The 24,524-nt window shown below is 38.2% G+C and carries 27 protein-coding genes and 1 riboswitch; of the genes, 24 read left to right on the top strand and 3 right to left on the bottom strand.

The genetic code is table 11. From position 1 onward, the window contains the following. Nucleotides 1-5: 5 nt before the first annotated feature. From yfmF to tsf, 12 genes are all read left to right on the top strand, one after another. Nucleotides 6-1,256, top strand: coding sequence for an EF-P 5-aminopentanol modification-associated protein YfmF (yfmF, locus tag N8N51_RS01610; RefSeq protein WP_084926260.1), 1,251 nt, complete (start codon nucleotides 6-8; stop codon nucleotides 1,254-1,256). After that, nucleotides 1,253-2,536 carry an EF-P 5-aminopentanol modification-associated protein YfmH gene (yfmH, locus tag N8N51_RS01605; RefSeq protein ID WP_084926261.1) on the top strand — a complete coding sequence of 428 codons (1,284 nt, stop codon included), beginning with the start codon at nucleotides 1,253-1,255 and terminating at the stop codon, nucleotides 2,534-2,536. The genes yfmF and yfmH overlap by 4 nt, the downstream gene beginning before the upstream one ends. 41 nt (nucleotides 2,537-2,577) lie before the next feature. After that, entirely contained in the window at nucleotides 2,578-3,405 is an 828-nt protein-coding gene (rodZ, locus tag N8N51_RS01600) for a cytoskeleton protein RodZ (RefSeq protein ID WP_125454303.1), read from the top strand. A gap of 10 nt (nucleotides 3,406-3,415) precedes the next feature. Further along, the gene (gene pgsA, locus N8N51_RS01595; protein ID WP_000712127.1) at nucleotides 3,416-3,961 is read left to right on the top strand and encodes a CDP-diacylglycerol--glycerol-3-phosphate 3-phosphatidyltransferase; all 546 of its coding nucleotides are present in this window, start codon (nucleotides 3,416-3,418) and stop codon (nucleotides 3,959-3,961) included. Beyond that, nucleotides 3,958-4,785, top strand: a complete 828-nt coding sequence (locus tag N8N51_RS01590) for an energy-coupling factor ABC transporter ATP-binding protein (RefSeq protein WP_045612486.1) — start codon at nucleotides 3,958-3,960, stop codon at nucleotides 4,783-4,785. The genes pgsA and N8N51_RS01590 overlap by 4 nt, the downstream gene beginning before the upstream one ends. Next, nucleotides 4,770-5,609, top strand: coding sequence for an energy-coupling factor transporter ATPase (locus N8N51_RS01585; protein WP_084926264.1), 840 nt, complete (start codon nucleotides 4,770-4,772; stop codon nucleotides 5,607-5,609). The genes N8N51_RS01590 and N8N51_RS01585 overlap by 16 nt, the downstream gene beginning before the upstream one ends. After that, nucleotides 5,602-6,396, top strand: coding sequence for an energy-coupling factor transporter transmembrane component T family protein (locus tag N8N51_RS01580; protein ID WP_049515611.1), 795 nt, complete (start codon nucleotides 5,602-5,604; stop codon nucleotides 6,394-6,396). The genes N8N51_RS01585 and N8N51_RS01580 overlap by 8 nt, the downstream gene beginning before the upstream one ends. Nucleotides 6,397-6,454: 58 nt before the next feature. Next, on the top strand, nucleotides 6,455-7,273 hold the full coding sequence (gene mreC, locus N8N51_RS01575) for a rod shape-determining protein MreC (RefSeq protein WP_261103430.1): 819 nt from the start codon (nucleotides 6,455-6,457) through the stop codon (nucleotides 7,271-7,273). Further along, complete coding sequence (mreD, locus tag N8N51_RS01570) at nucleotides 7,273-7,767, top strand: rod shape-determining protein MreD (RefSeq protein ID WP_084926266.1); 495 nt, start codon at nucleotides 7,273-7,275, stop codon at nucleotides 7,765-7,767. The genes mreC and mreD overlap by 1 nt, the downstream gene beginning before the upstream one ends. Nucleotides 7,768-7,860: 93 nt before the next feature. Beyond that, nucleotides 7,861-9,054: a peptidoglycan hydrolase PcsB gene (pcsB, locus tag N8N51_RS01565; RefSeq protein WP_084926267.1), complete on the top strand. Its 1,194-nt coding sequence runs from the start codon at nucleotides 7,861-7,863 to the stop codon at nucleotides 9,052-9,054. A gap of 216 nt (nucleotides 9,055-9,270) precedes the next feature. Beyond that, nucleotides 9,271-10,050 carry a 30S ribosomal protein S2 gene (rpsB, locus tag N8N51_RS01560; RefSeq protein WP_000268469.1) on the top strand — a complete coding sequence of 260 codons (780 nt, stop codon included), beginning with the start codon at nucleotides 9,271-9,273 and terminating at the stop codon, nucleotides 10,048-10,050. Between the two features lie 78 nt (nucleotides 10,051-10,128). Further along, on the top strand, nucleotides 10,129-11,169 hold the full coding sequence (gene tsf / locus N8N51_RS01555; protein WP_033682512.1) for a translation elongation factor Ts: 1,041 nt from the start codon (nucleotides 10,129-10,131) through the stop codon (nucleotides 11,167-11,169). Between the two features lie 122 nt (nucleotides 11,170-11,291). On the opposite strand, the gene cysK is transcribed toward tsf, so the two are convergent. The 3 genes from cysK to N8N51_RS01540 form a co-directional block, all read right to left on the bottom strand. Then, a complete protein-coding gene (cysK, locus tag N8N51_RS01550; RefSeq protein ID WP_049521100.1) occupies nucleotides 11,292-12,218 on the bottom strand; it encodes a cysteine synthase A in 927 nt (308 codons plus the stop codon). A 96-nt stretch (nucleotides 12,219-12,314) separates the two neighbouring features. Further along, the gene (locus N8N51_RS01545; protein ID WP_060627334.1) at nucleotides 12,315-12,758 is read right to left on the bottom strand and encodes a PH domain-containing protein; all 444 of its coding nucleotides are present in this window, start codon (nucleotides 12,756-12,758) and stop codon (nucleotides 12,315-12,317) included. A gap of 15 nt (nucleotides 12,759-12,773) precedes the next feature. Beyond that, nucleotides 12,774-13,409: a YigZ family protein gene (locus N8N51_RS01540; protein ID WP_125454305.1), complete on the bottom strand. Its 636-nt coding sequence runs from the start codon at nucleotides 13,407-13,409 to the stop codon at nucleotides 12,774-12,776. Between the two features lie 56 nt (nucleotides 13,410-13,465). Between N8N51_RS01540 and N8N51_RS01535 the strand changes: the two genes are divergently transcribed. The 12 genes from N8N51_RS01535 to N8N51_RS01480 all read left to right on the top strand — a co-directional run bounded on the left by N8N51_RS01535 (nucleotide 13,466) and on the right by N8N51_RS01480 (nucleotide 24,518). Further along, complete coding sequence (locus tag N8N51_RS01535; protein ID WP_045612473.1) at nucleotides 13,466-14,764, top strand: ATP-dependent helicase ComFA; 1,299 nt, start codon at nucleotides 13,466-13,468, stop codon at nucleotides 14,762-14,764. Then, complete coding sequence (locus N8N51_RS01530; RefSeq protein ID WP_045612472.1) at nucleotides 14,761-15,423, top strand: ComF family protein; 663 nt, start codon at nucleotides 14,761-14,763, stop codon at nucleotides 15,421-15,423. The genes N8N51_RS01535 and N8N51_RS01530 overlap by 4 nt, the downstream gene beginning before the upstream one ends. Nucleotides 15,424-15,502: 79 nt before the next feature. Then, a complete protein-coding gene (hpf, locus tag N8N51_RS01525) occupies nucleotides 15,503-16,051 on the top strand; it encodes a ribosome hibernation-promoting factor, HPF/YfiA family (protein ID WP_004255322.1) in 549 nt (182 codons plus the stop codon). Nucleotides 16,052-16,186: 135 nt separating this feature from the next. Continuing rightward, nucleotides 16,187-18,160, top strand: a complete 1,974-nt coding sequence (locus N8N51_RS01520; RefSeq protein WP_261103427.1) for a DHH family phosphoesterase — start codon at nucleotides 16,187-16,189, stop codon at nucleotides 18,158-18,160. Further along, on the top strand, nucleotides 18,157-18,609 hold the full coding sequence (gene rplI, locus N8N51_RS01515) for a 50S ribosomal protein L9 (protein WP_060627336.1): 453 nt from the start codon (nucleotides 18,157-18,159) through the stop codon (nucleotides 18,607-18,609). Before N8N51_RS01520 ends, rplI begins: the two co-directional genes overlap by 4 nt. A 43-nt stretch (nucleotides 18,610-18,652) precedes the next feature. Then, the gene (dnaB, locus tag N8N51_RS01510; protein ID WP_004263550.1) at nucleotides 18,653-20,005 is read left to right on the top strand and encodes a replicative DNA helicase; all 1,353 of its coding nucleotides are present in this window, start codon (nucleotides 18,653-18,655) and stop codon (nucleotides 20,003-20,005) included. 1 nt (nucleotide 20,006) lies between these two features. Beyond that, the gene (locus N8N51_RS01505; RefSeq protein ID WP_001278169.1) at nucleotides 20,007-20,273 is read left to right on the top strand and encodes a Veg family protein; all 267 of its coding nucleotides are present in this window, start codon (nucleotides 20,007-20,009) and stop codon (nucleotides 20,271-20,273) included. An 89-nt stretch (nucleotides 20,274-20,362) separates the two neighbouring features. Further along, nucleotides 20,363-21,481 carry a choline binding-anchored murein hydrolase CbpD gene (gene cbpD, locus N8N51_RS01500; RefSeq protein ID WP_049543254.1) on the top strand — a complete coding sequence of 373 codons (1,119 nt, stop codon included), beginning with the start codon at nucleotides 20,363-20,365 and terminating at the stop codon, nucleotides 21,479-21,481. Nucleotides 21,482-21,562: 81 nt separating this feature from the next. Next, a riboswitch (TPP riboswitch) is annotated at nucleotides 21,563-21,665 on the top strand. 68 nt (nucleotides 21,666-21,733) lie between these two features. Then, nucleotides 21,734-22,024: a thiamine-binding protein gene (locus N8N51_RS01495; protein WP_061589694.1), complete on the top strand. Its 291-nt coding sequence runs from the start codon at nucleotides 21,734-21,736 to the stop codon at nucleotides 22,022-22,024. Beyond that, nucleotides 21,987-22,745: an ABC transporter permease gene (locus tag N8N51_RS01490; protein ID WP_261103425.1), complete on the top strand. Its 759-nt coding sequence runs from the start codon at nucleotides 21,987-21,989 to the stop codon at nucleotides 22,743-22,745. The genes N8N51_RS01495 and N8N51_RS01490 overlap by 38 nt, the downstream gene beginning before the upstream one ends. A gap of 37 nt (nucleotides 22,746-22,782) precedes the next feature. Next, nucleotides 22,783-23,790 carry an ABC transporter substrate-binding protein gene (locus N8N51_RS01485; RefSeq protein WP_049543252.1) on the top strand — a complete coding sequence of 336 codons (1,008 nt, stop codon included), beginning with the start codon at nucleotides 22,783-22,785 and terminating at the stop codon, nucleotides 23,788-23,790. Next, entirely contained in the window at nucleotides 23,790-24,518 is a 729-nt protein-coding gene (locus N8N51_RS01480; protein ID WP_261012115.1) for an ABC transporter ATP-binding protein, read from the top strand. The genes N8N51_RS01485 and N8N51_RS01480 overlap by 1 nt, the downstream gene beginning before the upstream one ends. Nucleotides 24,519-24,524: the final 6 nt, after the last annotated feature.

The following is a 24,524-nucleotide window of genomic DNA, read 5'->3' as shown; positions in this document are numbered from 1 at the left end:
AAATCATGGAGTTAGTGCATGGAATTTCAACACATTTTATCCAATCAAAAAAGTTTAAAACGAACAAAATCACCGTGCGTTTTACCGCTCCATTATCTCTTGATACGATTGCAGGTCGCATGTTGAGTGCGAGTATGCTAGAGACTGCTAATCAGATGTATCCTACTGCTCAAGATTTGAGAAAACATTTGGCCAGTCTATATGGTACAGATATGTCAACCAATTGTTTCAGAAGAGGGCAAAGTCATATTGTAGAATTGACATTTAACTATGTTCGTGATGAGTTTTTAAGTAAGAAAAATGTGCTAACTTCTCAGGTTTTGGAACTTTTAAAAGAAACTCTTTTTTCCCCCGTAGTAGTTGATAATGGATTTGATCCAGCCTTATTTGAAATTGAGAAAAAACAATTGCTAGCAAGTTTAGCAGTTGATATGGATGATTCTTTTTATTTTTCACATAAAGAATTAGACAAAATATTTTTTCATGACGAACGTCTCCAATTGGAATATAGTGATTTACGAAATCGTATTTTAGCTGAAACTCCACAGAGTTCTTATTCTTGTTTCCAAGAATTTTTGGCCAATAATCGAATAGATTTCTTTTTCTTAGGTGATTTTAATGAGGTCGAAATTCAAAATGTATTAGAATCATTTGGCTTTAAAGGTCGAGAAGGGGATGTGAAGGTTCAGTATTGTCAACCTTATTCCAATATCCTGCAGGAAGGTATGGTTCGGAAAAATGTGGGACAATCTATTTTGGAATTAGGTTATCATTGTCCTTCTAAATATGGTGATGAGCAATATTTACCCATGATTGTAATGAATGGTTTACTTGGTGGATTTGCTCACTCTAAACTATTTACAAATGTCCGTGAAAATGCTGGATTGGCTTATACTATTTCAAGTCAGCTCGATTTGTTTAGTGGATTCTTGAGGATGTATGCTGGCATTGATCGAGAAAATCGGAATCAGGCTCGAAAAATGATGAATAATCAACTGCTTGATTTAAAAAAAGGTTATTTTACAGAGCTTGAGCTAGAGCAGACCAAGGAAATGATTCGTCGGTCTTTGTTGCTTTCTCAAGATAATCAATTTTCATTGATTGAACGTGCTTATCAAAATGCCTTACTTGGAAAATCTTCAGCAGACTTTAAAGGTTGGATTGCAAAACTCGAGCAAGTTGACAAAGATGCTATTTGTAGAGTAGCTAGTAATGTGAAATTACAAGCAATTTACTTTATGGAAGGAATAGAATGACAAAGGTTGTTTTTGAAGAAAAATACTATCCAGCTGTAAAAGAAATGGTTTATCGAACTCGTTTGGCCAACGGATTGACAGTTGCTCTTTTGCCTAAAAAGGAATTTAAAGAAGTTTACGGGAGTGTCACTGTTCAGTTTGGTTCGGTAGATATGCTTGTCACTGAAGTTGACGGAGATGTAAAAGAATATCCTGCGGGAATTGCTCATTTTCTTGAACATAAATTATTTGAGAGAGAAGATGCTAGCGATTTGATGTCGGCTTTTACGAGTCTAGGTGCAGATAGTAATGCCTTTACAAGCTTTACAAAAACAAGTTATCTTTTTTCAGCAACGGATCATTTTTTAGATAATTTAGACTTAATTGATGAATTGGTAACATCAGCACACTTTACTGAAGATTCCATTTTAAGAGAGCAGGATATTATCCAGCAAGAACGAGAAATGTATCAAGATGATCCAGATTCGTGTTTATTCTTTTCAACTTTAGCGAATTTGTATCCAGGCACACCTTTAGCAACTGATATAGTTGGTAGTGAGGAGTCCATTTCCCAAATCAATCTAACTAATTTACAAGAAAATTTTACAAGATTTTACAAACCTGTAAACATGTCTCTGTTTTTAGTTGGTAATTTTGATTTGGAACGAGTACAGGACTATTTTGAAAGCAAAAAACTGAAAGATTTAGATGTTCAGGATGTAGCAAGAGAAAAGTTTGTTTTACAGGCTGTAAAGCAAACAGACAGTATGAGAATGGAAGTGTCTTCTCCAAAACTAGCGATTGGTATTAGAGGTAAACAAGATGTTGCTGAGGATGATTGCTATCGACATCATATTTTATTAAAATTATTGTTTACAATGATGTTTGGTTGGACCTCGGATCGTTTTCAGAAATTATATGAATCAGGTAAAATTGATGCGTCCTTATCTCTTGAAGTTGAAGTAACAAGTCGCTTTCATTTTATTATGTTGACAATGGATACAAAAGAGCCAGTTGCTTTATCTCATCAGTTTAAAAAGGCTATTCGTAATTTCACAAAGGATTTAGATATTACAGAGGATCATTTAGATATTATCAAAAGAGAGATGTTTGGAGAATTTTTCAGTAGCATGAACTCTCTTGAATTTATTGCAACGCAATATGATGCTTTTGGACAAGGTGAGACAATCTTTGATTTGCCGAAAATTTTACAGGAAATTACTGTAGAGGATGTCCTTGATGCTGGACACCATTTAATAGATGATGGTGACATAGTTGATTTTACAATATTTCCATCATAGTAACCTATCATAATCGACACTAGAAAGAAGGAATGACAAGTATGAGGAAAAAAACAATTGGTGAGGTTTTACGTTTAGCTAGAACCAACCAAGGGTTAACTTTAGAAGAATTACACAAAAAAACAGAAATTCAGTTGGATATGTTGGAGGCAATGGAAGCTGATGATTTTGATCAACTTCCTAGTCCATTTTATACTCGTTCTTTTTTGAGAAAGTATGCGTGGGCAGTTGAACTTGATGAGCGAATTATCTTGGATGCTTATGATTCTGGGAGCATGATTACTTATGAGGAAGTAGATGTTGATGAAGAGGAGTTGACAGGCAGGAGACGTTCAAGTAAGAAAAATAAGACATCATTTTTACCTTTATTTTATTTTATACTTTTTGCACTATCGATTGTAATTTTTGTGACTTATTATGTTTGGAATTATCTCCAGACTCAACCTGAGCGTTCATCTGCGTCTAGTTATAGTGTGGTCCAAGCAACAAGCTCGACTAGTTCTGTAACTCCGTCTTCAAGCAGTAGCTCATCTAGTAGTTCTTCGAATATGGAACCAGCTATAAGTGTATCAGGTGAAGGAAATAGAGTAGAAGTTGCTTATAAAACGAGCAAGGAAACTGCAAAATTGCAATTATCAGTCTCAGATGCTAGAAGTTGGGTTAGTGTTTCAGAAAGTGAGCTTGAGGGTGGCGTGACCTTATCACCGGATAATAAAAGTGCGGAAACAACAGTTTCAACTAAAAATTCTGTAATCATTACTTTAGGTGTTGTCAAAGGTGTCGCTTTAACAGTAGATAATCAGACTGTTGACTTATCGAAATTAACAGCTCAGACTGGAAAAATCACTGTAACCTTTACTAAAAATTAAGGAAAAACGAATGAAAAAAGAACAAATTCCAAATCTCTTAACAATAGGTCGAATTCTCTTTATACCTATTTTTATCTTTATTTTAACGATAGGAAATTCGATAGAGAGTCATATTGTGGCAGCTATTATCTTTGCTATTGCCAGTATTACAGACTATTTAGATGGATATTTAGCTCGTAAATGGAATGTGGTCAGTAATTTTGGTAAATTTGCAGATCCTATGGCGGATAAGCTACTAGTTATGTCTGCTTTTATTATGCTGATTGAGTTAGGTATGGCTCCAGCTTGGATTGTTGCAGTGATCATCTGTCGTGAGTTGGCTGTGACAGGTTTAAGACTTTTATTAGTTGAAACTGGTGGAACAGTTTTAGCAGCAGCAATGCCTGGAAAAATTAAAACTTTTAGTCAGATGTTTGCCATTATTTTCTTGCTATTACATTGGACTTTGCTTGGTCAAGTTCTACTTTATGTAGCCTTGTTTTTCACTATCTACTCTGGCTATGATTATTTCAAGGGTAGTGCCTATGTATTTAAAGGGACATTTGGTTCGAAATGAAATCAATAATTGATGTAAAAAATCTTTCTTTTCGCTATAAGGAAAGTCAGGAATACTACGATGTGAAGGATATTACGTTTCACGTGAAACGTGGAGAATGGCTTTCGATTGTAGGTCATAATGGTAGTGGTAAATCAACGACGGTTCGATTAATTGATGGCTTACTGGAAGCAGAATCTGGAGAGATTGTAATTGATGGTCAACGTTTGACTGAGGAAAATGTTTGGAATATACGTCGTCAAATCGGTATGGTTTTTCAAAATCCAGACAATCAATTTGTTGGAGCGACTGTTGAAGATGATGTTGCCTTTGGTTTGGAAAATCAGGGACTTTCTCGTCAAGAAATGAAAAAGAGAGTGGAAGAAGCTCTGGATTTGGTTGGCATGTTGGACTTTAAAAAGAGAGAGCCAGCGCGTCTATCAGGTGGCCAAAAGCAACGTGTGGCTATTGCAGGTGTTGTAGCCCTAAGACCAGCTATTTTAATCTTAGATGAAGCAACGAGTATGTTGGATCCTGAGGGACGTAGAGAATTGATTGAGACAGTAAAAGGAATTCGGAAAGACTATGATATGACGGTCATTTCCATTACACATGATTTGGAAGAAGTTGCCATGAGTGATCGTGTGTTGATCATGAAAAAAGGGTCAATTGAATCAACTAGTAGTCCAAGGGAGCTTTTCTCTCGAAATGATTTGGATCAAATTGGATTAGACGATCCTTTTGCTAATCAATTAAAACATTCTTTGAGCCAGAATGGCTATGATTTGCCTGAAAATTATTTGACAGAAAGTGAGCTAGAGGATAAGCTATGGGAATTGCTCTAGAAAATGTGAGTTTTACATATCAAGAAGGGACTCCCTTAGCTTCAGCAGCTTTGTCGGATGTTTCTTTGACGATTGAAGATGGTTCTTATACGGCCTTAATTGGACATACAGGTAGCGGTAAATCAACTATTTTGCAACTATTAAATGGTTTATTGGTGCCAAGTCAAGGGAGTGTGCGAGTTTTTGATACCTTAATCACTTCGACTTCTAAAAATAAAGATATTCGTCAAATTAGAAAACAGGTTGGCTTGGTATTTCAGTTTGCTGAAAATCAGATTTTTGAAGAAACAGTATTAAAAGACGTTGCTTTTGGACCACAAAATTTTGGAGTTTCTGAAGAAGATGCGGAGCAGATTGCGCGTGAGAAACTGGCTTTGGTTGGAATTGATGAATCACTTTTTAATCGTAGTCCGTTTGAGCTATCAGGTGGACAAATGAGACGTGTCGCCATTGCAGGCATACTTGCCATGGAACCAGCCATATTAGTCTTAGATGAGCCCACAGCAGGCCTAGATCCCCTGGGAAGAAAAGAGCTGATGAATTTGTTCAAAAAACTCCACCAGTCAGGGATGACCATTGTCTTGGTAACGCATTTGATGGATGATGTTGCTGAATATGCAAATCAAGTCTATGTGATGGAAAAGGGACGTTTAGTTAAGGGTGGTAAACCAAGTGATGTCTTTCAAGATGTTGTCTTTATGGAAGAAGTGCAGTTGGGAGTACCTAAAATTACAGCCTTTTGTAAACGATTGGCTGATAGAGGCGTGTCATTTAAACGATTACCGATTAAGATAGAGGAGTTCAAGGAGTCGCTAAATGGATAGTATGATTTTGGGGCGTTATATCCCAGGGGATTCGATTGTTCACCGGTTGGATCCACGTAGCAAATTACTGGTTATGATGCTACTGATTTTGATCGTTTTTTGGGCTAATAATCCCTTGACGAATCTAATTCTTTTTATAGCGACAGGGATATTTATTGCCTTGTCAGGAGTATCTCTTTCATTCTTTATTCAGGGCTTGAAATCTATGTTTTTCTTGATTGCCTTCACAACTATTTTTCAACTGTTTTTCATTTCTAATGGGAATGTTTTATTTGAGTTTTCGTTTGTGAGAATCACGGATTATGCTTTGCAACAAGCTGGGATTATTTTTTGTCGCTTTGTATTAATTATTTTCTTTTCAACTTTGTTAACCTTAACGACCATGCCCTTAAGTTTGGCCTCAGCTGTCGAAGCTTTGTTAGCGCCTTTAAAGCGTGTGAAAGTTCCAGTTCATGAAATTGGATTGATGCTGTCCATGAGTCTACGTTTTGTCCCAACATTAATGGATGATACGATGCGGATTATGAATGCACAGAAAGCGCGTGGAGTGGATTTTGGTGAAGGAAGCATTGTTCAAAAGGTGAAGGCTATGATTCCCATTTTGATTCCTCTTTTTGCGACAAGTTTAAAACGTGCGGATTCCTTGGCTATCGCCATGGAAGCGCGTGGTTATCAGGGTGGAAAAGGCAGAAGTCAATATCGACAATTGAAATGGACTCGAAAGGATACGCTGACCATTCTTGTTATTATCATACTTGGTTGTTGCTTATTTTTCTTAAAATCTTAGTAGCTTTCAGGAATTGATGAAAAGTTACTGTAATAGTTTTTGATATAAAGGTAGGGATATGAACCGTTTTAAAAAATCAAAATATGTCATTATTGTTTTTGTCACTGTTCTGCTTGTGTCAGCTCTCTTAGCGACGACTTATTCAAGTACAATTGTGACAAGATTAGGAGATGGAATCTCATTGGTTGATAGGATTGTTCAAAAACCTTTTCAGTGGTTTGATTCTGTCAAATCAGATTTGGCTCATTTGACACGAACTTATAATGAAAATGAAAGTTTGAAGAAACAGATTTACCAATTAGAAGTTAAATCAAATGAGGCGGAAAGTTTAAAGACAGAAAATGAACAACTGCGCCAATTGCTTGATATGAAGTCCAAATTGCAAGCTACAAAGACTTTAGCAGCAGATGTTATTATGCGTTCTCCAGTATCTTGGAAGCAGGAATTGACCCTGGATGCAGGTAAATCAAAAGGGGTTTCTGAAAATATGTTAGCCATTGCAAATGGTGGTTTGATTGGGAGTGTTTCAAAAGTGGAGGACAACTCTACTATGGTCAACCTTCTGACAAATACGGAAAATGCTGATAAGATTTCTGTTAAAATTCAACATGGTTCTACTACAATTTATGGTATTATTGTTGGCTATGACAAAGAAAATGAAGTTCTTAAAATTAGCCAATTAAATAGTAATAGCGATATTAGTGCGGGAGATAAGGTAACCACTGGTGGATTAGGAAACTTTAACGTTGCGGATATTCCTGTTGGTGAAGTGGTTGCCACAACGCATAGTACGGACTACTTGACACGAGAAGTAACTGTTAAATTAAGTGCAGATACTCATAATGTGAGTGTGATAGAATTAGTGGGGAATTCATAATGAGACAGTTGAAGCGAGTTGGAGTATTTTTATTGCTTCCTTTCTTTGTTCTAATTGATGCCCATATTAGCCAGCTTCTGGGCTCATTTTTTCCCCATGTACAGTTGGCTAGTCATTTTCTATTTCTGTTTCTCTTATTTGAGACGATTGAAGTATCAGAGTATTTCTATTTAGCTTATTGTTTTGTAGTGGGTTTGGTTTATGACATTTACTTTTTCCACTTGATAGGGATTGCAACTTTGTTGTTCGTCTTGTTGGGAGTATTTCTCCATAAATTTAATAGTGTTATTTTATTGAATCGTTGGACGAGAATGTTGGCAATTATTGTCATGACTTTTCTATTTGAGATGGGAGCTTATATACTTGCATTAGTGGTAGGTTTAACTGTGGATAGTATGTCTTTATTTATAGTCTATAGTTTAGTACCATCAATGATTTTGAACCTTATATGGATGATTATCTTTCAGTTTATTTTTGAAAAATTTTACCTATAAGAAAGAAATAAAAATGTAACAAAGGCGTAATATTCATTAGGCCTTTTTTTGGTATACTAGTAGTGTCTTTAAAAGAAGGAGTATCTACGAAATATGAAGAAAAAAATCTTAGCGTCACTTTTACTAAGTACAGTAATGGTTTCTCAAGTAGCTGTTTTAACAACTGCGCATGCAGAAACGACTGATGACAAAATTGCTGCTCAAGATAATAAAATTAGTAACTTAACAGCACAACAACAAGAAGCCCAAAAACAAGTTGATCAAATTCAGGAGCAAGTATCTGCTATTCAAACAGAGCAATCAAACTTGCAATCTGAAAATGATAGACTACAAGCAGAATCTAAAAAGCTTGAGGGTGAAATTACAGAACTTTCTAAGAATATTGTATCTCGCAATGATTCATTGCAAAAACAAGCTCGTAGTGCTCAAACAAATGGAGCTGCAACAAATTACATCAATACAATTGTAAACTCAAAATCAATTACAGAAGCTATTTCACGTGTTGCTGCAATGAGTGAAATCGTATCTGCAAACAACAAAATGTTGGAACAACAAAAAGCAGATAAAAAAGCTATTTCTGAAAAACAAGTAGCAAACAATGATGCGATTAATACAGTTATTGCAAATCAGCAAAAACTAGCTGATGATGCTCAATCATTAACTACAAAACAAGCTGAGTTGAAAGCTGCAGAATTGAATCTTGCTGCTGAAAAGGCTACTGCAGAGGATGAAAAAGCAAGTTTACTTGAGAAAAAAGCTGCAGCGGAAGCAGAAGCTAAAGCAGCTGCAGAAGCAGAAGCAGCCTACAAAGCTAAACAAGCAAGTCAACAACAAACAGTAGTTGCTTCTGGGAATACAACTTTTACAGCAGAAGTTCAAGCAGTATCTAGTTCATCTGAATCATCTTCAAGCTACACTCCTGCATCAGTAAAACATCGTCCAACATACAGTACAAACGCTTCAAGTTATCCAACTGGTGAGTGTACATGGGGAGCTAAAACATTAGCACCTTGGGCTGGAGATTACTGGGGTAATGGAGCACAGTGGGCTACAAGTGCAGCTGCTGCAGGATTCCGCACAGGATCTACACCTCAAGTTGGTGCCATTGCATGTTGGAATGATGGTGGATATGGACACGTAGCCGTGGTTACAGCTGTTTCATCATCAACAAGTATCCAAGTATCTGAATCAAACTATGGTGGAAACCGTACAATCGGAAATAAACGTGGTTGGTTCAATCCTACTACAACTTCAGAAGGTTTTGTAACATATATCTATCCAAACTAATGAATAAAACGAAGAGGCTCGATTTGAGTCTCTTTTATAATTTATATACTTTAAAAATCTACTAAAATAGCTTGAAAATATTGAAAAAGTATGGTAAAATGAAAATTGTCGTGTGAACGATAATACTCATTCTTGATGAATTGTGAAACAGTTGCCTTTGGGTCGTTTTGCGAGTTGAAGTCAAGAAGAGGAAAAAAACAAAAAGGAGAAATACTCATGGCAGTAATTTCAATGAAACAACTTCTTGAGGCTGGTGTACACTTTGGTCACCAAACTCGTCGCTGGAACCCTAAGATGGCTAAGTACATCTTCACTGAACGTAACGGAATCCACGTTATCGACTTGCAACAAACTGTAAAATACGCTGACCAAGCTTACGATTTCATGCGTGATGCAGCAGCTAACGATGCAGTTGTATTGTTTGTTGGTACTAAGAAACAAGCAGCTGATGCAGTTGCTGAAGAAGCAGTACGTTCAGGTCAATACTTTATTAACCACCGTTGGTTGGGTGGAACTCTTACAAACTGGGGAACAATCCAAAAACGTATCGCTCGTTTGAAAGAAATCAAACGTATGGAAGAAGATGGAACTTTCGAAGTTCTTCCTAAGAAAGAAGTTGCACTTCTTAATAAACAACGTGCACGTCTTGAAAAATTCTTGGGTGGTATCGAAGATATGCCTCGTATCCCAGATGTGATGTACGTAGTTGACCCACATAAAGAGCAAATCGCTGTTAAAGAAGCTAAAAAATTGGGAATCCCAGTTGTAGCGATGGTTGACACAAATACTGATCCAGATGATATCGATGTAATCATCCCAGCTAACGATGACGCTATCCGCGCTGTTAAATTGATCACAGCTAAATTGGCTGACGCTATCATTGAAGGACGTCAAGGTGAAGATGCAGTAGCAGTTGAAGCAGAATTTGTAGCTTCTGAAGCTCAAGCAGATTCAATTGAAGAAATCGTTGAAGTTGTAGAAGGCGACAACGCTTAATTCATATAAATAGTAATTACCTAGGAGGGCGGGGCTTAGCCCGGCTCTCCTATTTTTAAAAAATATAGGAGAATCAAAATGGCAGAAATTACAGCTAAACTTGTAAAAGAGTTGCGTGAAAAATCTGGTGCCGGAGTTATGGACGCTAAAAAAGCGCTTGTAGAAACAGACGGTGACATCGAAAAAGCGATTGAATTGCTTCGTGAAAAAGGTATGGCTAAGGCAGCTAAGAAAGCTGACCGTGTTGCTGCAGAAGGATTGACTGGTGTTTATGTTAACGGTAATGTTGCAGCAGTTATTGAAGTAAACGCTGAAACTGACTTCGTTGCGAAAAATGCTCAATTCGTTGAATTGGTAAATACTACAGCTAAAGTTATTGCTGAAGGAAAACCTGCTAATAATGAAGAAGCACTTGCTTTGACAATGCCTTCAGGTGAAACTCTTGAAGCTGCATACGTATCTGCAACAGCAACTATCGGAGAAAAAATCTCATTCCGTCGCTTTGCATTGATTGAAAAAACAGACGCACAACACTTTGGAGCATACCAACATAACGGTGGACGTATCGGTGTTATTTCAGTTGTTGAAGGTGGAGACGAAGCACTTGCTAAACAATTGTCAATGCACATCGCAGCGATGAAACCAACAGTTCTTTCTTACAAAGAATTGGATGAGCAATTCGTTAAAGATGAGTTGGCACAATTGAACCACGTTATCGACCAAGACAACGAAAGTCGTGCAATGGTTAACAAACCAGCTCTTCCACACTTGAAGTATGGATCAAAAGCTCAATTGACTGATGAAGTGATTGCCCAAGCTGAAGCTGACATCAAAGCTGAATTGGCTGCAGAAGGCAAACCAGAAAAAATCTGGGACAAAATCATCCCAGGTAAAATGGACCGCTTCATGCTTGACAACACTAAAGTTGACCAAGCTTACACACTTCTTGCACAAGTATACATCATGGATGACAGCAAGACAGTTGAAGCATATCTTGAATCAGTTAACGCTTCAGTAGTTGAGTTCGCTCGCTTTGAAGTTGGTGAAGGTATCGAAAAAGCTGCAAACGACTTCGAAGCTGAAGTTGCAGCTACAATGGCAGCAGCCTTGAATAACTAATAATAAAAAGGAAGCTGAAGTGCTTCCTTTTTTCTATGCAGTAGATTCCTATAGGGAAAGAATTCTACTTTTCAAGATATAAATAAAAAGCCCTATAAAAAGGGCTAAGTGCATTTAGGAGACTACACTTCAAATTCATAAAGTGCTGTAGAGAGATAACGTTCACCGTTATCTGGTGCTAGAGCAAGAACCTTTTTACCTGTACCTAATTTCTTGGCAACCTCGATGGCTCCGTAGATAGCTGCAGCTGAAGAAATCCCTACAAGAAATCCTTCTTTTCCACCAATTTCACGGCCGAGTGCGAGAGCATCGTCTGATGTTACACGAACGATACCATCATAGGCTTTTGTATCAAGTGTATCAGGAATAAATCCAGCTGAGATACCTTGAATTTTGTGAGGGCCAGGTTTTTCACCAGATAGAATAGCAGATTCATCTGCTTCTACCGCAAAAACTTGAATGTTAGAATTTGCTGATTTGAGTGCATGAGAAACACCAGAAATCGTTCCACCGGTACCCACTCCAGCAACAAAGGCATCTAGTCCATCTTTACCGAAAGCAGCTAGTATTTCAGCTCCTGTTGTTCTTTCGTGTACTTCTGGATTAGCTGGATTGTCAAATTGAAGAGGAAGGAAACCATCACGTTCAGCAGCGATTTCTTGAGCCTTAGCAATAGCGCCTTTCATTCCCTCACTACCAGGAGTTAGGACGAGTTCAGCACCATAAGCTTGGATAATCTTACGTCGTTCTACACTCATAGTTTCAGGCATAACGATGACGACTTTATACCCTTTAGCAGCACCTACCCATGAAAGTCCAATACCAGTGTTTCCACTTGTTGCTTCAACAATTGTAGAACCTGGTTTCAGAATACCGTCTTGTTCAGCTTTTTCAATCATGCTAAGAGCAATACGATCTTTTACAGAAGAACCAGGGTTGAATGCTTCAAGCTTTACATAGACGTCCGCAGCCCCTTCTGGTACGATGTTGTTGAGTTTAACAATCGGAGTTTGACCGATTAATTCAGTAATATTGTTATAAATAGACATATGAATACCTCTTTGTATAAGATATTTCTAGTATAACGCTATCTATATCATTTGTAAAATATAGAAATCCTATCGAAGTGATAGGATTTTTTTATATCACAGGTCCAAGTCATTAATTTTCAAGCGATTGTGATAAGCTAATTCTAATAAATAGGTATAAAGTGGAACGATATCCGTTTTCTTAGGAAATTCAAATTTATGAGAACTAAAATGTTCATTATGTGCTTTTAGAAAGACATTCTCTAAATAAGTAATAGTAATTTCACTATCATCTATACCTGCTCCTGCAGTTTCCATTTCAACGTTAACAATGTTCATCAAAAAGATTGATTTAATAGACATCTTACGACCGGTAGCGCCTTGTTTATCTGTAAAGATAATGCGGATATTTGTAAATATAATTGAGTCACGAATCAGTTTATATCCACTTTGAATTTCTTCATTTTCTAGTAGATATTGTCCATATTCTTTGATAAGAGTTTCTTTGTTTTGCTCGCTAAAGTTACCAGCAAGTCCTTGAATGAATTTACCAAATGCCATATTTTTCTCCTTTGTTTACACTAAATTTACAGGAACTTCAACTTCTCGTAAACCTTGATCAGTTAAAGTAACTTTTCCATTAAAAAACTCCACCAGTGCAGCTTTAATATTTTCTTTTTCTTCTTTATCAACATAAATCATCGTATCGACTTGATCTGTAAAGTTTGTATCCAGTTCCATGAGATTATGTTCTTTAAGGAAGTTACGGTACTCTTGATACTGAGCGTAAGACATTTGAATAGCAATGCCCGCCTGTTCCTTTATTTCAATGATGCCAATTTCTTTGACGGCTAAGGCAACACTGCCGGCGTAAGCACGAATCAGTCCTCCAGCGCCTAGTTTTATACCACCAAAGTAGCGTGTCACGACCACACAGACATTGGTGAGGTTGTGATTTTCTAGTACCCCAAGCATGGGAACGCCAGCAGTCCCACTGGGCTCACCATCATCACTTGTACGTTTGATTTCACTACGTTCCCCAATAATGAAGGCAGAGCAGTTATGCGTAGCTTTGTAGTGTTCTTTTTTGATGGTAGTAATAAAGTCTCGAGCCTCTTCTTCGCTATAAACACGCTTGGCATGACAGATAAAGCGTGATTTTTTGATTTCTTCTTGGACTTGACCGTCCTCTTTAATTGTTCTAAATTCCATGATTTAATTGTACTAAAAAATCATCTAAAGCGCTAGGTTTTTACGAATAAAGAAGTATGAAAGTAAATCCAAATTATCTCGGTCGTTTGTTTACTGAGAATGAATTAACAAAAGAGGAACGTCAGTTGGCGGAGAAACTTCCAGCAATGAGAAAGGAGAAAGGGAAACTTTTCTGTCAACGTTGTGATAGTGCTATTTTAGATGAATGGTATTTGCCCATCGGTGCTTATTATTGTAGGGAGTGTTTACTGATGAAGCGAGTCAGGAGTGATCAAGCTTTATACTATTTTCCGCAGGAGGATTTTGCGAAGCAAGATATTCTCAAATGGCGCGGTCAATTAACTCCTTTTCAAGAGAAGGTGTCAGAGGGACTAATTCAAGCTGTAGACAAGCAGGAACCAACCTTGGTTCACGCTGTAACAGGAGCTGGAAAGACAGAAATGATTTATCAAGTAGTAGCTAAAGTGATCAATGCGGGTGGTGCAGTATGCTTGGCTAGTCCTCGCATAGATGTTTGTTTGGAGCTGTACAAGCGCCTGCAAGATGATTTTGCTTGCGAGATATCTTTACTACACGGAGAATCAGAGCCGTATTTTCGAACACCACTAGTTGTTGCGACGACCCATCAGTTATTGAAGTTTTATCAAGCTTTTGATTTGCTGATAGTGGATGAAGTAGATGCCTTTCCTTATGTTGACAATCCCAAGCTTTACCATGCTGTCAAGAATAGTGTAAAGGAGAATGGACTGAGAATCTTTTTAACAGCGACTTCGACTGATGAGTTAGATAGAAAGGTTCGCATAGGAGAACTAAAACGATTGAGTTTGCCAAGACGATTTCATGGAAATCCGTTGATTATTCCTAAACCTGTCTGGTTATCCGATTTTAATCACTGTTTAGAGAAAAATCGGTTGTCACCAAAGTTAAAGTCCTATATTGAGAAGCAGAGAAAGACAGCTTATCCGTTACTCATTTTTGCTTCAGAAATTAAGAAAGGGGAGCAGTTAAAAGAAATCTTACAGGAGCAATTTCCAAATGAGAAAATTGGCTTTGTATCTTCTGTAACAGAAGATAGATTAGAACAGGTACAAGCTTTTCGAGATGGAGAACTGACAATACTTATCAGTACGACAATATTGGAGCGTGGAGTTACCTTCCCTTGTGTGGATGTTTTTGTAGTAGAGGCCAATCATCGTCTTTTTACCAAGTCTAGTTTAATACAGATTGGAGGACGTGTCGGTCGGAGTATGGACAGACCGACAGGAGATTTGCTTTTCTTCCATGATGGGTTAAATACTTCAATCAAGAAGGCAATTAAGGAAATTCAGCAGATGAATAAGGAAGCGGGTCTATGAGGTGCTTATTGTGCGGGCAGACTATGAAGGCTGTTTTAACTTTTAGTAGTCTCTTACTTCTGAGGAATGATGTCTCATGTCTTTGTTTAGATTGTGATTCTACTTTTGAGAAAATTGGAGAAGAGTACTGTCCAAACTGTATGAAAACAGGATTGTCAACAAAGTGTCAAGATTGTCAATTTTGGTGTAAAGAAGGAATTGAAGTCAGTCATAGAGGGATTTTTACTTACAATCAAGCTATGAAGGATTTTTTCAGTCGGTATAAGTTTGATGGAGACTTCCTTTTAAGAAAAGTTTTTGCTTCATTTTTAAGTGAGGAGTTGAAAAAGTACAAAGAGTATCAATTTGTCGTAATTCCCCTAAGTCCTGAAAGATTACTTGAGAGGGGATTTAACCAGGTTGAAGGTTTAGTTGAAGCAGCAGGGTTCTCTTTTCAAGACTTACTAGAGAAGAGAGAAGAGCGGGCCAGTTCTTCTAAAAATCGTTCAGAACGCTTGGGGACAGAACTTCCTTTCTTTATTAAAAGGGGAGTCACTATTCCTAAAAAAATCCTACTTATAGATGACATTTACACTACTGGAACAACTATAAATCGTGTGAAGAAACTGTTGGAAGAGGCTGGTGCTGAAGATGTAAAAACATTTTCCCTTGTAAGATGAGGAAAAAATTTGCAAAACTAAAATGAAAGCGTTATAATGAAATCAGAAAAACAAAAATGTTTAGAAAGAAGGTACTCATATGATTAAATATAGTATCCGTGGTGAAAACCTAGAAGTAACAGAAGCAATTCGTGATTATGTAGTTTCTAAACTCGAAAAGATCGAAAAGTATTTTCAAGCTGAACAAGAGTTGGATGCTCGAGTTAACTTGAAGGTGTATCGTGAAAAAACGGCTAAAGTGGAGGTGACGATTCCGCTTGGCTCAATTACTCTTCGTGCAGAAGATGTGTCTCAAGATATGTATGGTTCAATTGACCTTGTAACTGATAAAATTGAACGTCAGATTCGTAAAAATAAAACAAAAATCGAGCGTAAAAATAAAAACAAGGTAGCAACTAGTCAATTATTTACAGATGCTTTGGTGGAAGATACAAATGTTGTCCAATCTAGAGTGGTTCGTTCAAAACAAATTGATTTAAAACCAATGGATTTGGAAGAAGCTATTCTACAGATGGATTTGTTGGGACATGATTTTTTTATCTATGTGGATGTTGAAGATCAGACAACCAATGTGATTTATCGTCGTGAGGATGGCGAAATTGGTTTGTTAGAAGTTAAAGAATCTTAATTTCAATATGTGTAAAGGAAGGTTTACTGAATTGTAAACCTCCTTTTTCTTATAATTGATAGAATTACTGATTACACCTTTAAAAAGTCGCTTTTTGGTGGTTATTATGGTATAATGGGTGCCAAGAGGTTTGGAATGAAAAAATTTTATGTAAGTCCTATTTTCCCCTTAATATTAGGAATAGTGGCGTTCGGAGTGCTATCTGTGCAACTTGTTTTTGTAACGAATACACTGGTAACGCTATTTCTTTTGCTACTTATTTTGGGTTCATATAGTTTATTATTCATCCATCAGAGAGACTACTACTCAAAGAGTGAAGTAGAACAAATCCAGTATGTAAACCACCAAGCTGAAGAAAGTTTGACAACCTTGTTAGAACAGATGCCTGTCGGAGTTATTAAATTAGACTTGTCGTCAGGTGAAGTTGAATGGTTTAATCCTTATGCTGAATTGATTTTGACTAATGAAGTGGGCGAGATTGATGTTGCATTAATTCAAACAATTATCAAGGCATCGGTAGGAAATCCAGGTTCTTATGCTACCTTGGGTGAGACCCGCTATTCGGTTCATATGGACAAGGTGTCTGGAGTTCTTTACTTCTTTGATGTGTCTGGAGAATACGAAGCGACTGTTGAGTTAGTAACGAGTCGACCTGTGATTGGGGTCGTTTCCGTTGACAACTATGATGATTTAGAAGATGAAACATCGGAGTCTGATATCAGTCATATCAATAGTTTTGTAGCCAATTTTGTTTCAGAATTTGCTGGTAAACATGCCATGTTCTCCCGTCGAGTAAGTATGGATCGCTTTTATCTATTTACGGACTACACGGTGCTTGAGGGATTGATGAACGATAAATTTTCTGTTATTGATTCTTTCAGAGAAGAGTCGAAACAGAGACAGTTGCCATTGACCTTAAGTATGGGCTTTTCTTATGGTGATGGAAATCATGATGAGATAGGGAAAGTTGCATTGCTCAACTTAAACTTGGCTGAAGTACGTGGTGGCGACCAGGTGGTTGTCAAGGAGAATGACGAAACGAAAAATCCCGTTTATTTTGGTGGTGGATCTGCGGCGTCAATCAAGCGTACAAGGACACGTACGCGCGCTATGATGACAGCTATTTCAGATAAAATTAGAAGTGTAGATCAGGTTTTTGTAGTTGGTCACAAAAATCTTGATATGGATGCTTTGGGTTCTGCTGTAGGTATGCAGTTATTTGCTAGTAATGTGACAGAAAATAGTTATGCTCTTTATGATGAAAATCAGATGTCTCCGGATATTGAACGAGCTGTTTCATTCTTAGAAAAAGAAGGAGTTACGAAGTTGTTGTCTGTTAAGGATGCAATGGGGATGGTGACCAATCGTTCTTTGTTGATTCTTGTAGACCATTCAAAGACAGCCTTAACTTTATCAAAAGCTTTTTATGATTTATTTACCCAAACCATCGTCATCGACCACCACAGACGGGATCAGGATTTTCCAGATAATGCGGTTATTACTTATATCGAAAGTGGTGCAAGTAGTGCCAGTGAGTTGGTAACGGAATTGATTCAGTTCCAGAATTCTAAGAAAAATCGTTTGAGTCGTATGCAAGCAAGTGTCTTGATGGCTGGTATGATGTTGGATACTAAAAATTTCACCTCACGAGTGACTAGTCGGACATTTGATGTTGCTAGCTATCTCAGAACGAGAGGAAGTGATAGTATTGCTATCCAAGAAATTGCTGCGACAGATTTTGAAGAATATCGTGAGGTCAATGAACTGATTTTACAGGGGCGTAAATTAGGTTCAGATGTACTAATAGCAGAGGCTAAGGACTCGAAATGCTATGATACAGTTGTTATTAGTAAGGCAGCAGATGCCATGTTAGCTATGTCAGGTATTGAAGCGAGTTTTGTTCTTGCGAAGAATACACAAGGATTTATCTCTATCTCAGCTCGCAGTCGTAGTAAGCTGAATGTACAACGGATTATGGAAGAGCTGGGAGGTGGAGGCCACTTTAATTTGGCAGCAGCTCAAATTAAGGATTCAACCTTGTCAGAAGCAGGGGAAAAACTGACAGAAATTGTATTAGATGAAATAAAGGAAAAGGAGAAAGAAGAATGAAAGTAATCTTTTTAGCAGATGTTAAAGGAAAAGGTAAAAAAGGCGAAATTAAGGAAGTACCAACAGGGTATGCGCAAAACTTTCTTATCAAAAAGAGTCTAGCCAAAGAAGCGACTGCTCAAGCTGTAGGTGAACTTCGTGGTAAACAAAAATCTGAAGAAAAAGCTCATGCTGAGATGATTGCAGAAGCAAAAGCAATTAAAGCTCAACTAGAAGCAGAGGAAACTATTGTAGAATTTGTTGAAAAAGTTGGTCCAGATGGTCGTACCTTTGGTTCCATTACCAATAAGAAAATTGCAGAAGAATTGCAAAAGCAATTTGGAATTAAGATTGATAAACGTCATATCCAAGTACAAGCTCCGATTCGAGCAGTTGGTTTGATTGATGTACCAGTGAAAATCTATCAAGATATTACAAGTGTAATCAATCTTCGTGTGAAAGAAGGGTAAATTTACACTTTCTTGACAAGATTGTAAAAGGAAGGGAAGTCTGATGGCAGAAGTAGAAGAGTTACGAGTACAACCTCAAGATATCTTAGCTGAGCAATCCGTTTTAGGGGCTATCTTTATTGACGAGAGTAAGCTTGTTTTTGTGCGAGAATATATTGAGTCTCGGGACTTTTTTAAGTATGCCCATCGTTTGATTTTCCAAGCTATGGTCGATTTATCCGATCGGGGCGATGCCATAGATGCAACAACGGTTCGTACCATTCTTGACAATCAAGGTGATTTACAGAATATTGGTGGCTTGTCTTACTTGGTTGAGATTGTCAATTCTGTGCCAACTTCTGCTAATGCGGAGTATTATGCTAAGATTGTTGCAGAAAAGGCTATGCTACGTCGATTAATCTCCAAGTTGACAGAGTCTGTCAATCAAGCTTACGAGGCTTCGCAACCAGCTGATGAAATCATTGCTCAGGCAGAAAAAGGCCTGATTGATGTCAGCGAAAATGCTAATCGAAGTGGATTTAAGAACATTCGAGATGTGTTGAATATCAACTTTGGAAATCTGGAAGCTCGCTCGCAACAAACGACCGATATTACAGGTATTGCGACAGGCTATCGTGACTTGGATCATATGACGACTGGACTTCATGAGGAGGAGTTGATTATCCTAGCAGCCCGTCCGGCGGTTGGTAAGACAGCCTTTGCCTTGAATATTGCTCAGAATATTGGGACTAAGTTGGACAAAACGGTTGCTATTTTTTCACTCGAAATGGGTGCGGAAAGTCTAGTGGACCGTATGTTGGCGGCAGAAGGTTTGGTAGAATCGCATTCTATCCGTACGGGTCAATTGACTGATGAGGAATGGCAAAAATATACCATTGCTCAAGGGAATCTAGCTAATGCAAGTATCTATATCGATGATACGCCAGGGATTCGGATTACAGAGATTCGCTCTCGTTCTCGTAAATTGGCTCAAGAAACTGGAAATCTTGGTTTGATTTTAATAGACTATTTGCAGCTTATCACGGGAACTGGTCGGGAAAATCGTCAACAAGAGGTTTCAGAAATTTCACGTCAGTTGAAAATTTTAGCTAAGGAACTGAAGGTTCCAGTAATCGCTTTAAGTCAGCTTTCTCGTGGTGTAGAACAACGTCAGGATAAGAGACCGGTCTTGTCTGACATTCGTGAATCTGGGTCTATTGAGCAGGACGCTGATATCGTAGCCTTTCTTTATCGCGACGACTACTATGAGCGTGGTGGTGAAGAAGAGGAAGGCATACCGAATAATAAGGTAGAAGTTATTATCGAGAAAAACCGTAGTGGAGCTCGTGGAACGGTGGAATTAATTTTCCAAAAAGAATACAATAAATTTTCAAGTATCTCAAAGAGGGAGGCATAAGATGTCAGATGCATTTACAGATGTAGCCAAGATGAAAAAAATAAAAGAAGAAATCAAGGCACATGAGGGACAAGTCGTAGAAATGACTTTGGAGAATGGTCGTAAGCGCCAAAAAAATAGATTGGGTAAGCTAATTGAGGTTTATCCATCCCTATTTATCGTTGAATTTGGGAACGTTGAAGGAGATAAACAAGCTAATGTTTACGTTGAATCCTTTACTTACTCAGATATCCTTACAGAAAAGAATTTGATTCATTATCTTGACTAAAGTGAGAAATTTTCTCACTTTTTCTTTTTTTCTCCGAATAGTTTAAGTGAAGGTAATCTTCGATTTATATTATTTTTCAAGGAGGAAGAATGAAAATTTCACCATTTAAAGTAGCAGAGACAAGATTTTCTTTCAGAAAATCAGCTAAAAAGGTTGTTCCCTTTTTAGTAGTAGGATTGATGTTAGCAGCGGGTAATAGTGTATATGCCTATTCCGGAGGAAATGGATCGATTGCGCGTGGGGATGATTATCCTGCTCATTATAAAAATGGGAGTCAGGAGATTGATAAGTGGCGCATGTATTCTCGTCAATGTACTTCTTTTGCAGCTTTTCGTTTGAGTAATGTCAATGGTTTTGAGATTCCGGCTGCTTATGGGAATGCGAATGAATGGGGCTATCGTGCTCGTCGTGAAGGCTATCGTGTCGATAATAGACCAGCGATTGGCTCCATTGCTTGGTCGACTGCAGGAACTTATGGTCATGTTGCCTGGGTGTCAAATGTAATAGGAGATGAGATTGAGATTGAAGAATACAACTATGGAATAAGAGAATCTTACAACAAGCGTGTCGTGAAGGCGAATACTATGACTGGTTTTATTCATTTTAAGGATTTGCCTGGTGGCAGTGTTGGGAATAGTCAATCCTCAGTTTCAACAGGAGGAACACATTATTTTAAGACTAAGGCTGCTATCAAAAATCAGCCTCTAGCTAGCGCAACTGCGATTGATTACTATTATCCTGGGGAGAATGTTCATTATGATCAAATTCTCGAAAAAGATGGGTACAAGTGGTTGAGTTATACGGCTTATAACGGAAGTCGTCGTTATATCCAGCTAGAGGGAGTAACCTCTTCACAGAATTATCAGAATCAATCAGGAAATAGCTCTAACTATGGATCCAATAACAGTTCAACTGTCGGTTGGAAGAAAATAAATGGTAGTTGGTATCATTTCAAATCAAATGGGTCTAAATCAACAGGCTGGCTGAAAGATGGTTCTAGCTGGTATTATTTGAAATCATCTGGTGAAATGCAGACAGGATGGTTAAAGGAAAATGGTCTGTGGTATTATTTGGATAGTTCAGGTGCAATGAAAACGGGCTGGTACCAAGTATCTGGTAAGTGGTATTATTCTTACTCTTCAGGCGCCTTAGCTGTTAATACGACGGTGGATGGCTACAGAGTAAATAGTGATGGAGAACGAGTATAGAAAATGGGAGTAGGAAATTTTTCCTACTTTTTCTGTAAGCAGTTTCCTTGACATTTTTTTGGTTTTGCGCTATCATATGTCCATATAATATATGGGAGTCTGTGTACAGTCTGAGAGGAAGTGTTAAACTTCGACCGCACCTGATCTGGGTAATGCCAGCGTAGGGAACGATACTTAGTCTATTCTGCACCTTTTACATATATGGTAAAGGTTTTTCTTTTTGTCAAAGGAAAACGAGAAGAGGAGGTTGTTATGAAAGCAAGCATTGCCTTGCAAGTTTTACCACTATCACAGGGGATTGATCGGATTGCTGTTATTGATCAGGTCATTGCTTATCTGCAAGCTCAAGAGGTGACTATGGTGGTGACACCATTTGAAACGGTCTTGGAAGGGGAGTTTGATGAACTCATGCGCATTCTAAAAGAAGCGCTAGCAGTGGCAGGGCAGGAGGCAGACAATGTCTTTGCTAATGTCAAAATAAATGTAGGAGAGATTTTAAGTATTGATGAGAAACTTGAAAAGTATACTGAGACGACACATTAGTCTATTGGGCTTTCTAGGAGTCTTGTCAATCTGGCAGTTAGCAGGTTTTCTTAAACTTCTCCCCAAGTTTATTCTGCCGACACCTCTTGAAATCCTCCAGTCTTTTGTGCGCGATAGAGAATTTCTCTGGCACCATAGCTGGGCGACCTTGAGAGTGGCTTTACTGGGGCTGGTTCTGGGAGTTTTGATTGCCTGTATCATGGCTGTGCTCATGGACAGTTTGACTTGGCTTAACGATCTGATTTACCCTATGATGGTGGTTGTTCAGACTATCCCGACTATTGCCATAGCCCCTATCCTGGTTTTGTGGCTAGGTTATGGGATTTTGCCCAAGATTGTCTTGATTATCTTGACGACTACCTTTCCTATCATCGTCAGTATTTTGGACGGTTTTAGGCATTGTGATAAGGATATGCTGACCTTGTTTAGTCTGATGCAGGCCAAACCTTGGCAAATCCTGTGGCATTTTAAAATCCCTGTCAGTCTGCCTTACTTTTATGCTGGTCTGAGGGTCAGTGTCTCCTACGCCTTTATCACAACAGTAGTATCTGAGTGGTTGGGAGGCTTTGAAGGACTAGGTGTCTACATGATTCAGTCCAAGAAACTGTTTCAGTATGATACTATGTTTGCTATTATTATTCTGGTATCGATTATCAGTCTTCTCGGTATGAAGCTGGTTGATGTCAGTGAAAAATATGTTATTAAATGGAAACGTTCGTAGAATTAGAATGTTTCAAAAAAGAAAAGAGGAAATCAAAATGAAAAAACCATGGAAAGTGTTTTTAACTGTTTTAACAGCTCTTGTAGCTGTTGTACTTGTGGCCTGTGGTCAAGGAACTGCTTCTAAGGATAACAAAGAGGCAGAACTCAAGAAAGTTGACTTTATCCTAGACTGGACACCAAATACCAACCACACAGGGCTTTATGTTGCTAAGGAAAAAGGTTATTTCAAAGAAGCTGGAGTGGATGTTGATTTGAAATTGCCACCAGAAGAAAGTTCTTCTGACTTGGTTATTAACGGTAAGGCACCATTTGCAGTCTATTTCCAAGACTATATGGCTAAAAAATTGGAAAAAGGAGCAGGAATTACTGCCGTTGCAGCTATTGTTGAACACAATACATCAGGAATCATCTCTCGTAAACCTGACAATGTAGCTAGTCCAAAAGACTTGGTTGGTAAGAAATACGGAACTTGGAATGACCCAACTGAACTTGCTATGTTGAAAACCTTGGTAGAATCACAAGGTGGAGACTTTGAGAAGGTTGAAAAAGTACCAAATAACGACTCAAACTCAATCACACCGATTGCCAATGGTGTCTTTGATACTGCTTGGATTTACTACGGTTGGGATGGTATCCTTGCTAAATCTCAAGGTGTAGATGCTAACTTCATGTACTTGAAAGACTATGTCAAGGAGTTTGACTACTATTCACCAGTTATCATCGCAAACAATGACTATTTGAAAGACAACAAAGAAGAAGCTCGCAAAGTCATCCAAGCCATCAAAAAAGGCTACCAATATGCTATGGAGCATCCAGAGGAAGCAGCTGATATCCTCATCAAAAATGCACCTGAACTCAAGGAAAAACGTGACTTTGTCATCGAATCTCAAAAATACTTGTCAAAAGAATACGCAAGCGACAAGGAAAAATGGGGTCAATTTGACGCAGCTCGCTGGAATGCCTTCTACAAATGGGATAAAGAAAATGGTATCCTTAAAGAAGACTTGACAGACAAAGGCTTCACCAACGAATTTGTGAAATAATGACAGAAATAAGACTAGAACACGTCAGTTATGCCTACGGACAAGAGAGGATTTTAGAGGATATCGACCTGCAGGTGACTTCAGGAGAAGTTGTTTCTATCTTAGGTCCAAGTGGTGTTGGAAAGACCACCCTCTTTAACCTAATCGCTGGGATTTTAGAAGTCCAGTCAGGGCGAATTGTACTTGACGGTGAAGAAAATCCCAAGGGGCGCGTGAGTTATATGTTGCAGAAGGATCTGCTCTTGGAGCACAAGACGGTGCTTGGCAATATCATACTGCCTCTCTTGATTCAAAAGGTGGATAAGGCAGAAGCTATTGCTCGCGCAGATGAAATTCTTGCGACCTTCCAGTTGACAGCTGTAAGAGATAAATACCCTCATGAACTCAGTGGTGGGATGCGCCAGCGTGTGGCCTTGCTTCGTACCTATCTTTTCGGGCACAAGCTCTTTCTCTTAGATGAAGCCTTTAGCGCCTTGGATGAGATGACCAAGATGGAACTACACGCTTGGTACCTTGAGATTCACAAGCAGTTGCAGCTAACAACCTTGATCATCACGCATAGTATCGAGGAGGCCCTTAGTCTCAGCGACCGCATCTATATCTTGAAAAATCGCCCTGGGCAGATTGTTTCAGAAATTAAACTAGATTGGTCTGAAGATGAGGACAAGGAAGTCCAAAAGATTGCCTACAAACGTCAAATCTTGGCAGAATTAGGCTTAGATAAGTAGAAAATA

This window comes from Streptococcus mitis, assembly GCF_946188685.1.
In the GTDB taxonomy this organism is placed as follows: Bacteria; Bacillota; Bacilli; order Lactobacillales; family Streptococcaceae; genus Streptococcus; species Streptococcus mitis_CC.
Note: the sequence above shows the minus strand (reverse complement) of the source record. Positions and strands in the feature narration are given on the sequence as shown.

Bases quoted from the DNA above. Each gene is read 5' to 3' on its own strand.
- yfmF (WP_084926260.1), top strand. From the start codon at position 6: ATGGAGTTAGTGCATGGAATTTCAACACATTTTATCCAATCAAAAAAG.
- yfmH (WP_084926261.1), top strand. From the start codon at position 1,253: ATGACAAAGGTTGTTTTTGAAGAAAAATACTATCCAGCTGTAAAAGAA.
- rodZ (WP_125454303.1), top strand. From the start codon at position 2,578: ATGAGGAAAAAAACAATTGGTGAGGTTTTACGTTTAGCTAGAACCAAC.
- pgsA (WP_000712127.1), top strand. From the start codon at position 3,416: ATGAAAAAAGAACAAATTCCAAATCTCTTAACAATAGGTCGAATTCTC.
- N8N51_RS01590 (WP_045612486.1), top strand. From the start codon at position 3,958: ATGAAATCAATAATTGATGTAAAAAATCTTTCTTTTCGCTATAAGGAA.
- N8N51_RS01585 (WP_084926264.1), top strand. From the start codon at position 4,770: ATGGGAATTGCTCTAGAAAATGTGAGTTTTACATATCAAGAAGGGACT.
- N8N51_RS01580 (WP_049515611.1), top strand. From the start codon at position 5,602: ATGGATAGTATGATTTTGGGGCGTTATATCCCAGGGGATTCGATTGTT.
- mreC (WP_261103430.1), top strand. From the start codon at position 6,455: ATGAACCGTTTTAAAAAATCAAAATATGTCATTATTGTTTTTGTCACT.
- mreD (WP_084926266.1), top strand. From the start codon at position 7,273: ATGAGACAGTTGAAGCGAGTTGGAGTATTTTTATTGCTTCCTTTCTTT.
- pcsB (WP_084926267.1), top strand. From the start codon at position 7,861: ATGAAGAAAAAAATCTTAGCGTCACTTTTACTAAGTACAGTAATGGTT.
- rpsB (WP_000268469.1), top strand. From the start codon at position 9,271: ATGGCAGTAATTTCAATGAAACAACTTCTTGAGGCTGGTGTACACTTT.
- tsf (WP_033682512.1), top strand. From the start codon at position 10,129: ATGGCAGAAATTACAGCTAAACTTGTAAAAGAGTTGCGTGAAAAATCT.
- cysK (WP_049521100.1), bottom strand. From the start codon at position 12,218: ATGTCTATTTATAACAATATTACTGAATTAATCGGTCAAACTCCGATT.
- N8N51_RS01545 (WP_060627334.1), bottom strand. From the start codon at position 12,758: ATGGCATTTGGTAAATTCATTCAAGGACTTGCTGGTAACTTTAGCGAG.
- N8N51_RS01540 (WP_125454305.1), bottom strand. From the start codon at position 13,409: ATGGAATTTAGAACAATTAAAGAGGACGGTCAAGTCCAAGAAGAAATC.
- N8N51_RS01535 (WP_045612473.1), top strand. From the start codon at position 13,466: ATGAAAGTAAATCCAAATTATCTCGGTCGTTTGTTTACTGAGAATGAA.
- N8N51_RS01530 (WP_045612472.1), top strand. From the start codon at position 14,761: ATGAGGTGCTTATTGTGCGGGCAGACTATGAAGGCTGTTTTAACTTTT.
- hpf (WP_004255322.1), top strand. From the start codon at position 15,503: ATGATTAAATATAGTATCCGTGGTGAAAACCTAGAAGTAACAGAAGCA.
- N8N51_RS01520 (WP_261103427.1), top strand. From the start codon at position 16,187: ATGAAAAAATTTTATGTAAGTCCTATTTTCCCCTTAATATTAGGAATA.
- rplI (WP_060627336.1), top strand. From the start codon at position 18,157: ATGAAAGTAATCTTTTTAGCAGATGTTAAAGGAAAAGGTAAAAAAGGC.
- dnaB (WP_004263550.1), top strand. From the start codon at position 18,653: ATGGCAGAAGTAGAAGAGTTACGAGTACAACCTCAAGATATCTTAGCT.
- N8N51_RS01505 (WP_001278169.1), top strand. From the start codon at position 20,007: ATGTCAGATGCATTTACAGATGTAGCCAAGATGAAAAAAATAAAAGAA.
- cbpD (WP_049543254.1), top strand. From the start codon at position 20,363: ATGAAAATTTCACCATTTAAAGTAGCAGAGACAAGATTTTCTTTCAGA.
- N8N51_RS01495 (WP_061589694.1), top strand. From the start codon at position 21,734: ATGAAAGCAAGCATTGCCTTGCAAGTTTTACCACTATCACAGGGGATT.
- N8N51_RS01490 (WP_261103425.1), top strand. From the start codon at position 21,987: ATGAGAAACTTGAAAAGTATACTGAGACGACACATTAGTCTATTGGGC.
- N8N51_RS01485 (WP_049543252.1), top strand. From the start codon at position 22,783: ATGAAAAAACCATGGAAAGTGTTTTTAACTGTTTTAACAGCTCTTGTA.
- N8N51_RS01480 (WP_261012115.1), top strand. From the start codon at position 23,790: ATGACAGAAATAAGACTAGAACACGTCAGTTATGCCTACGGACAAGAG.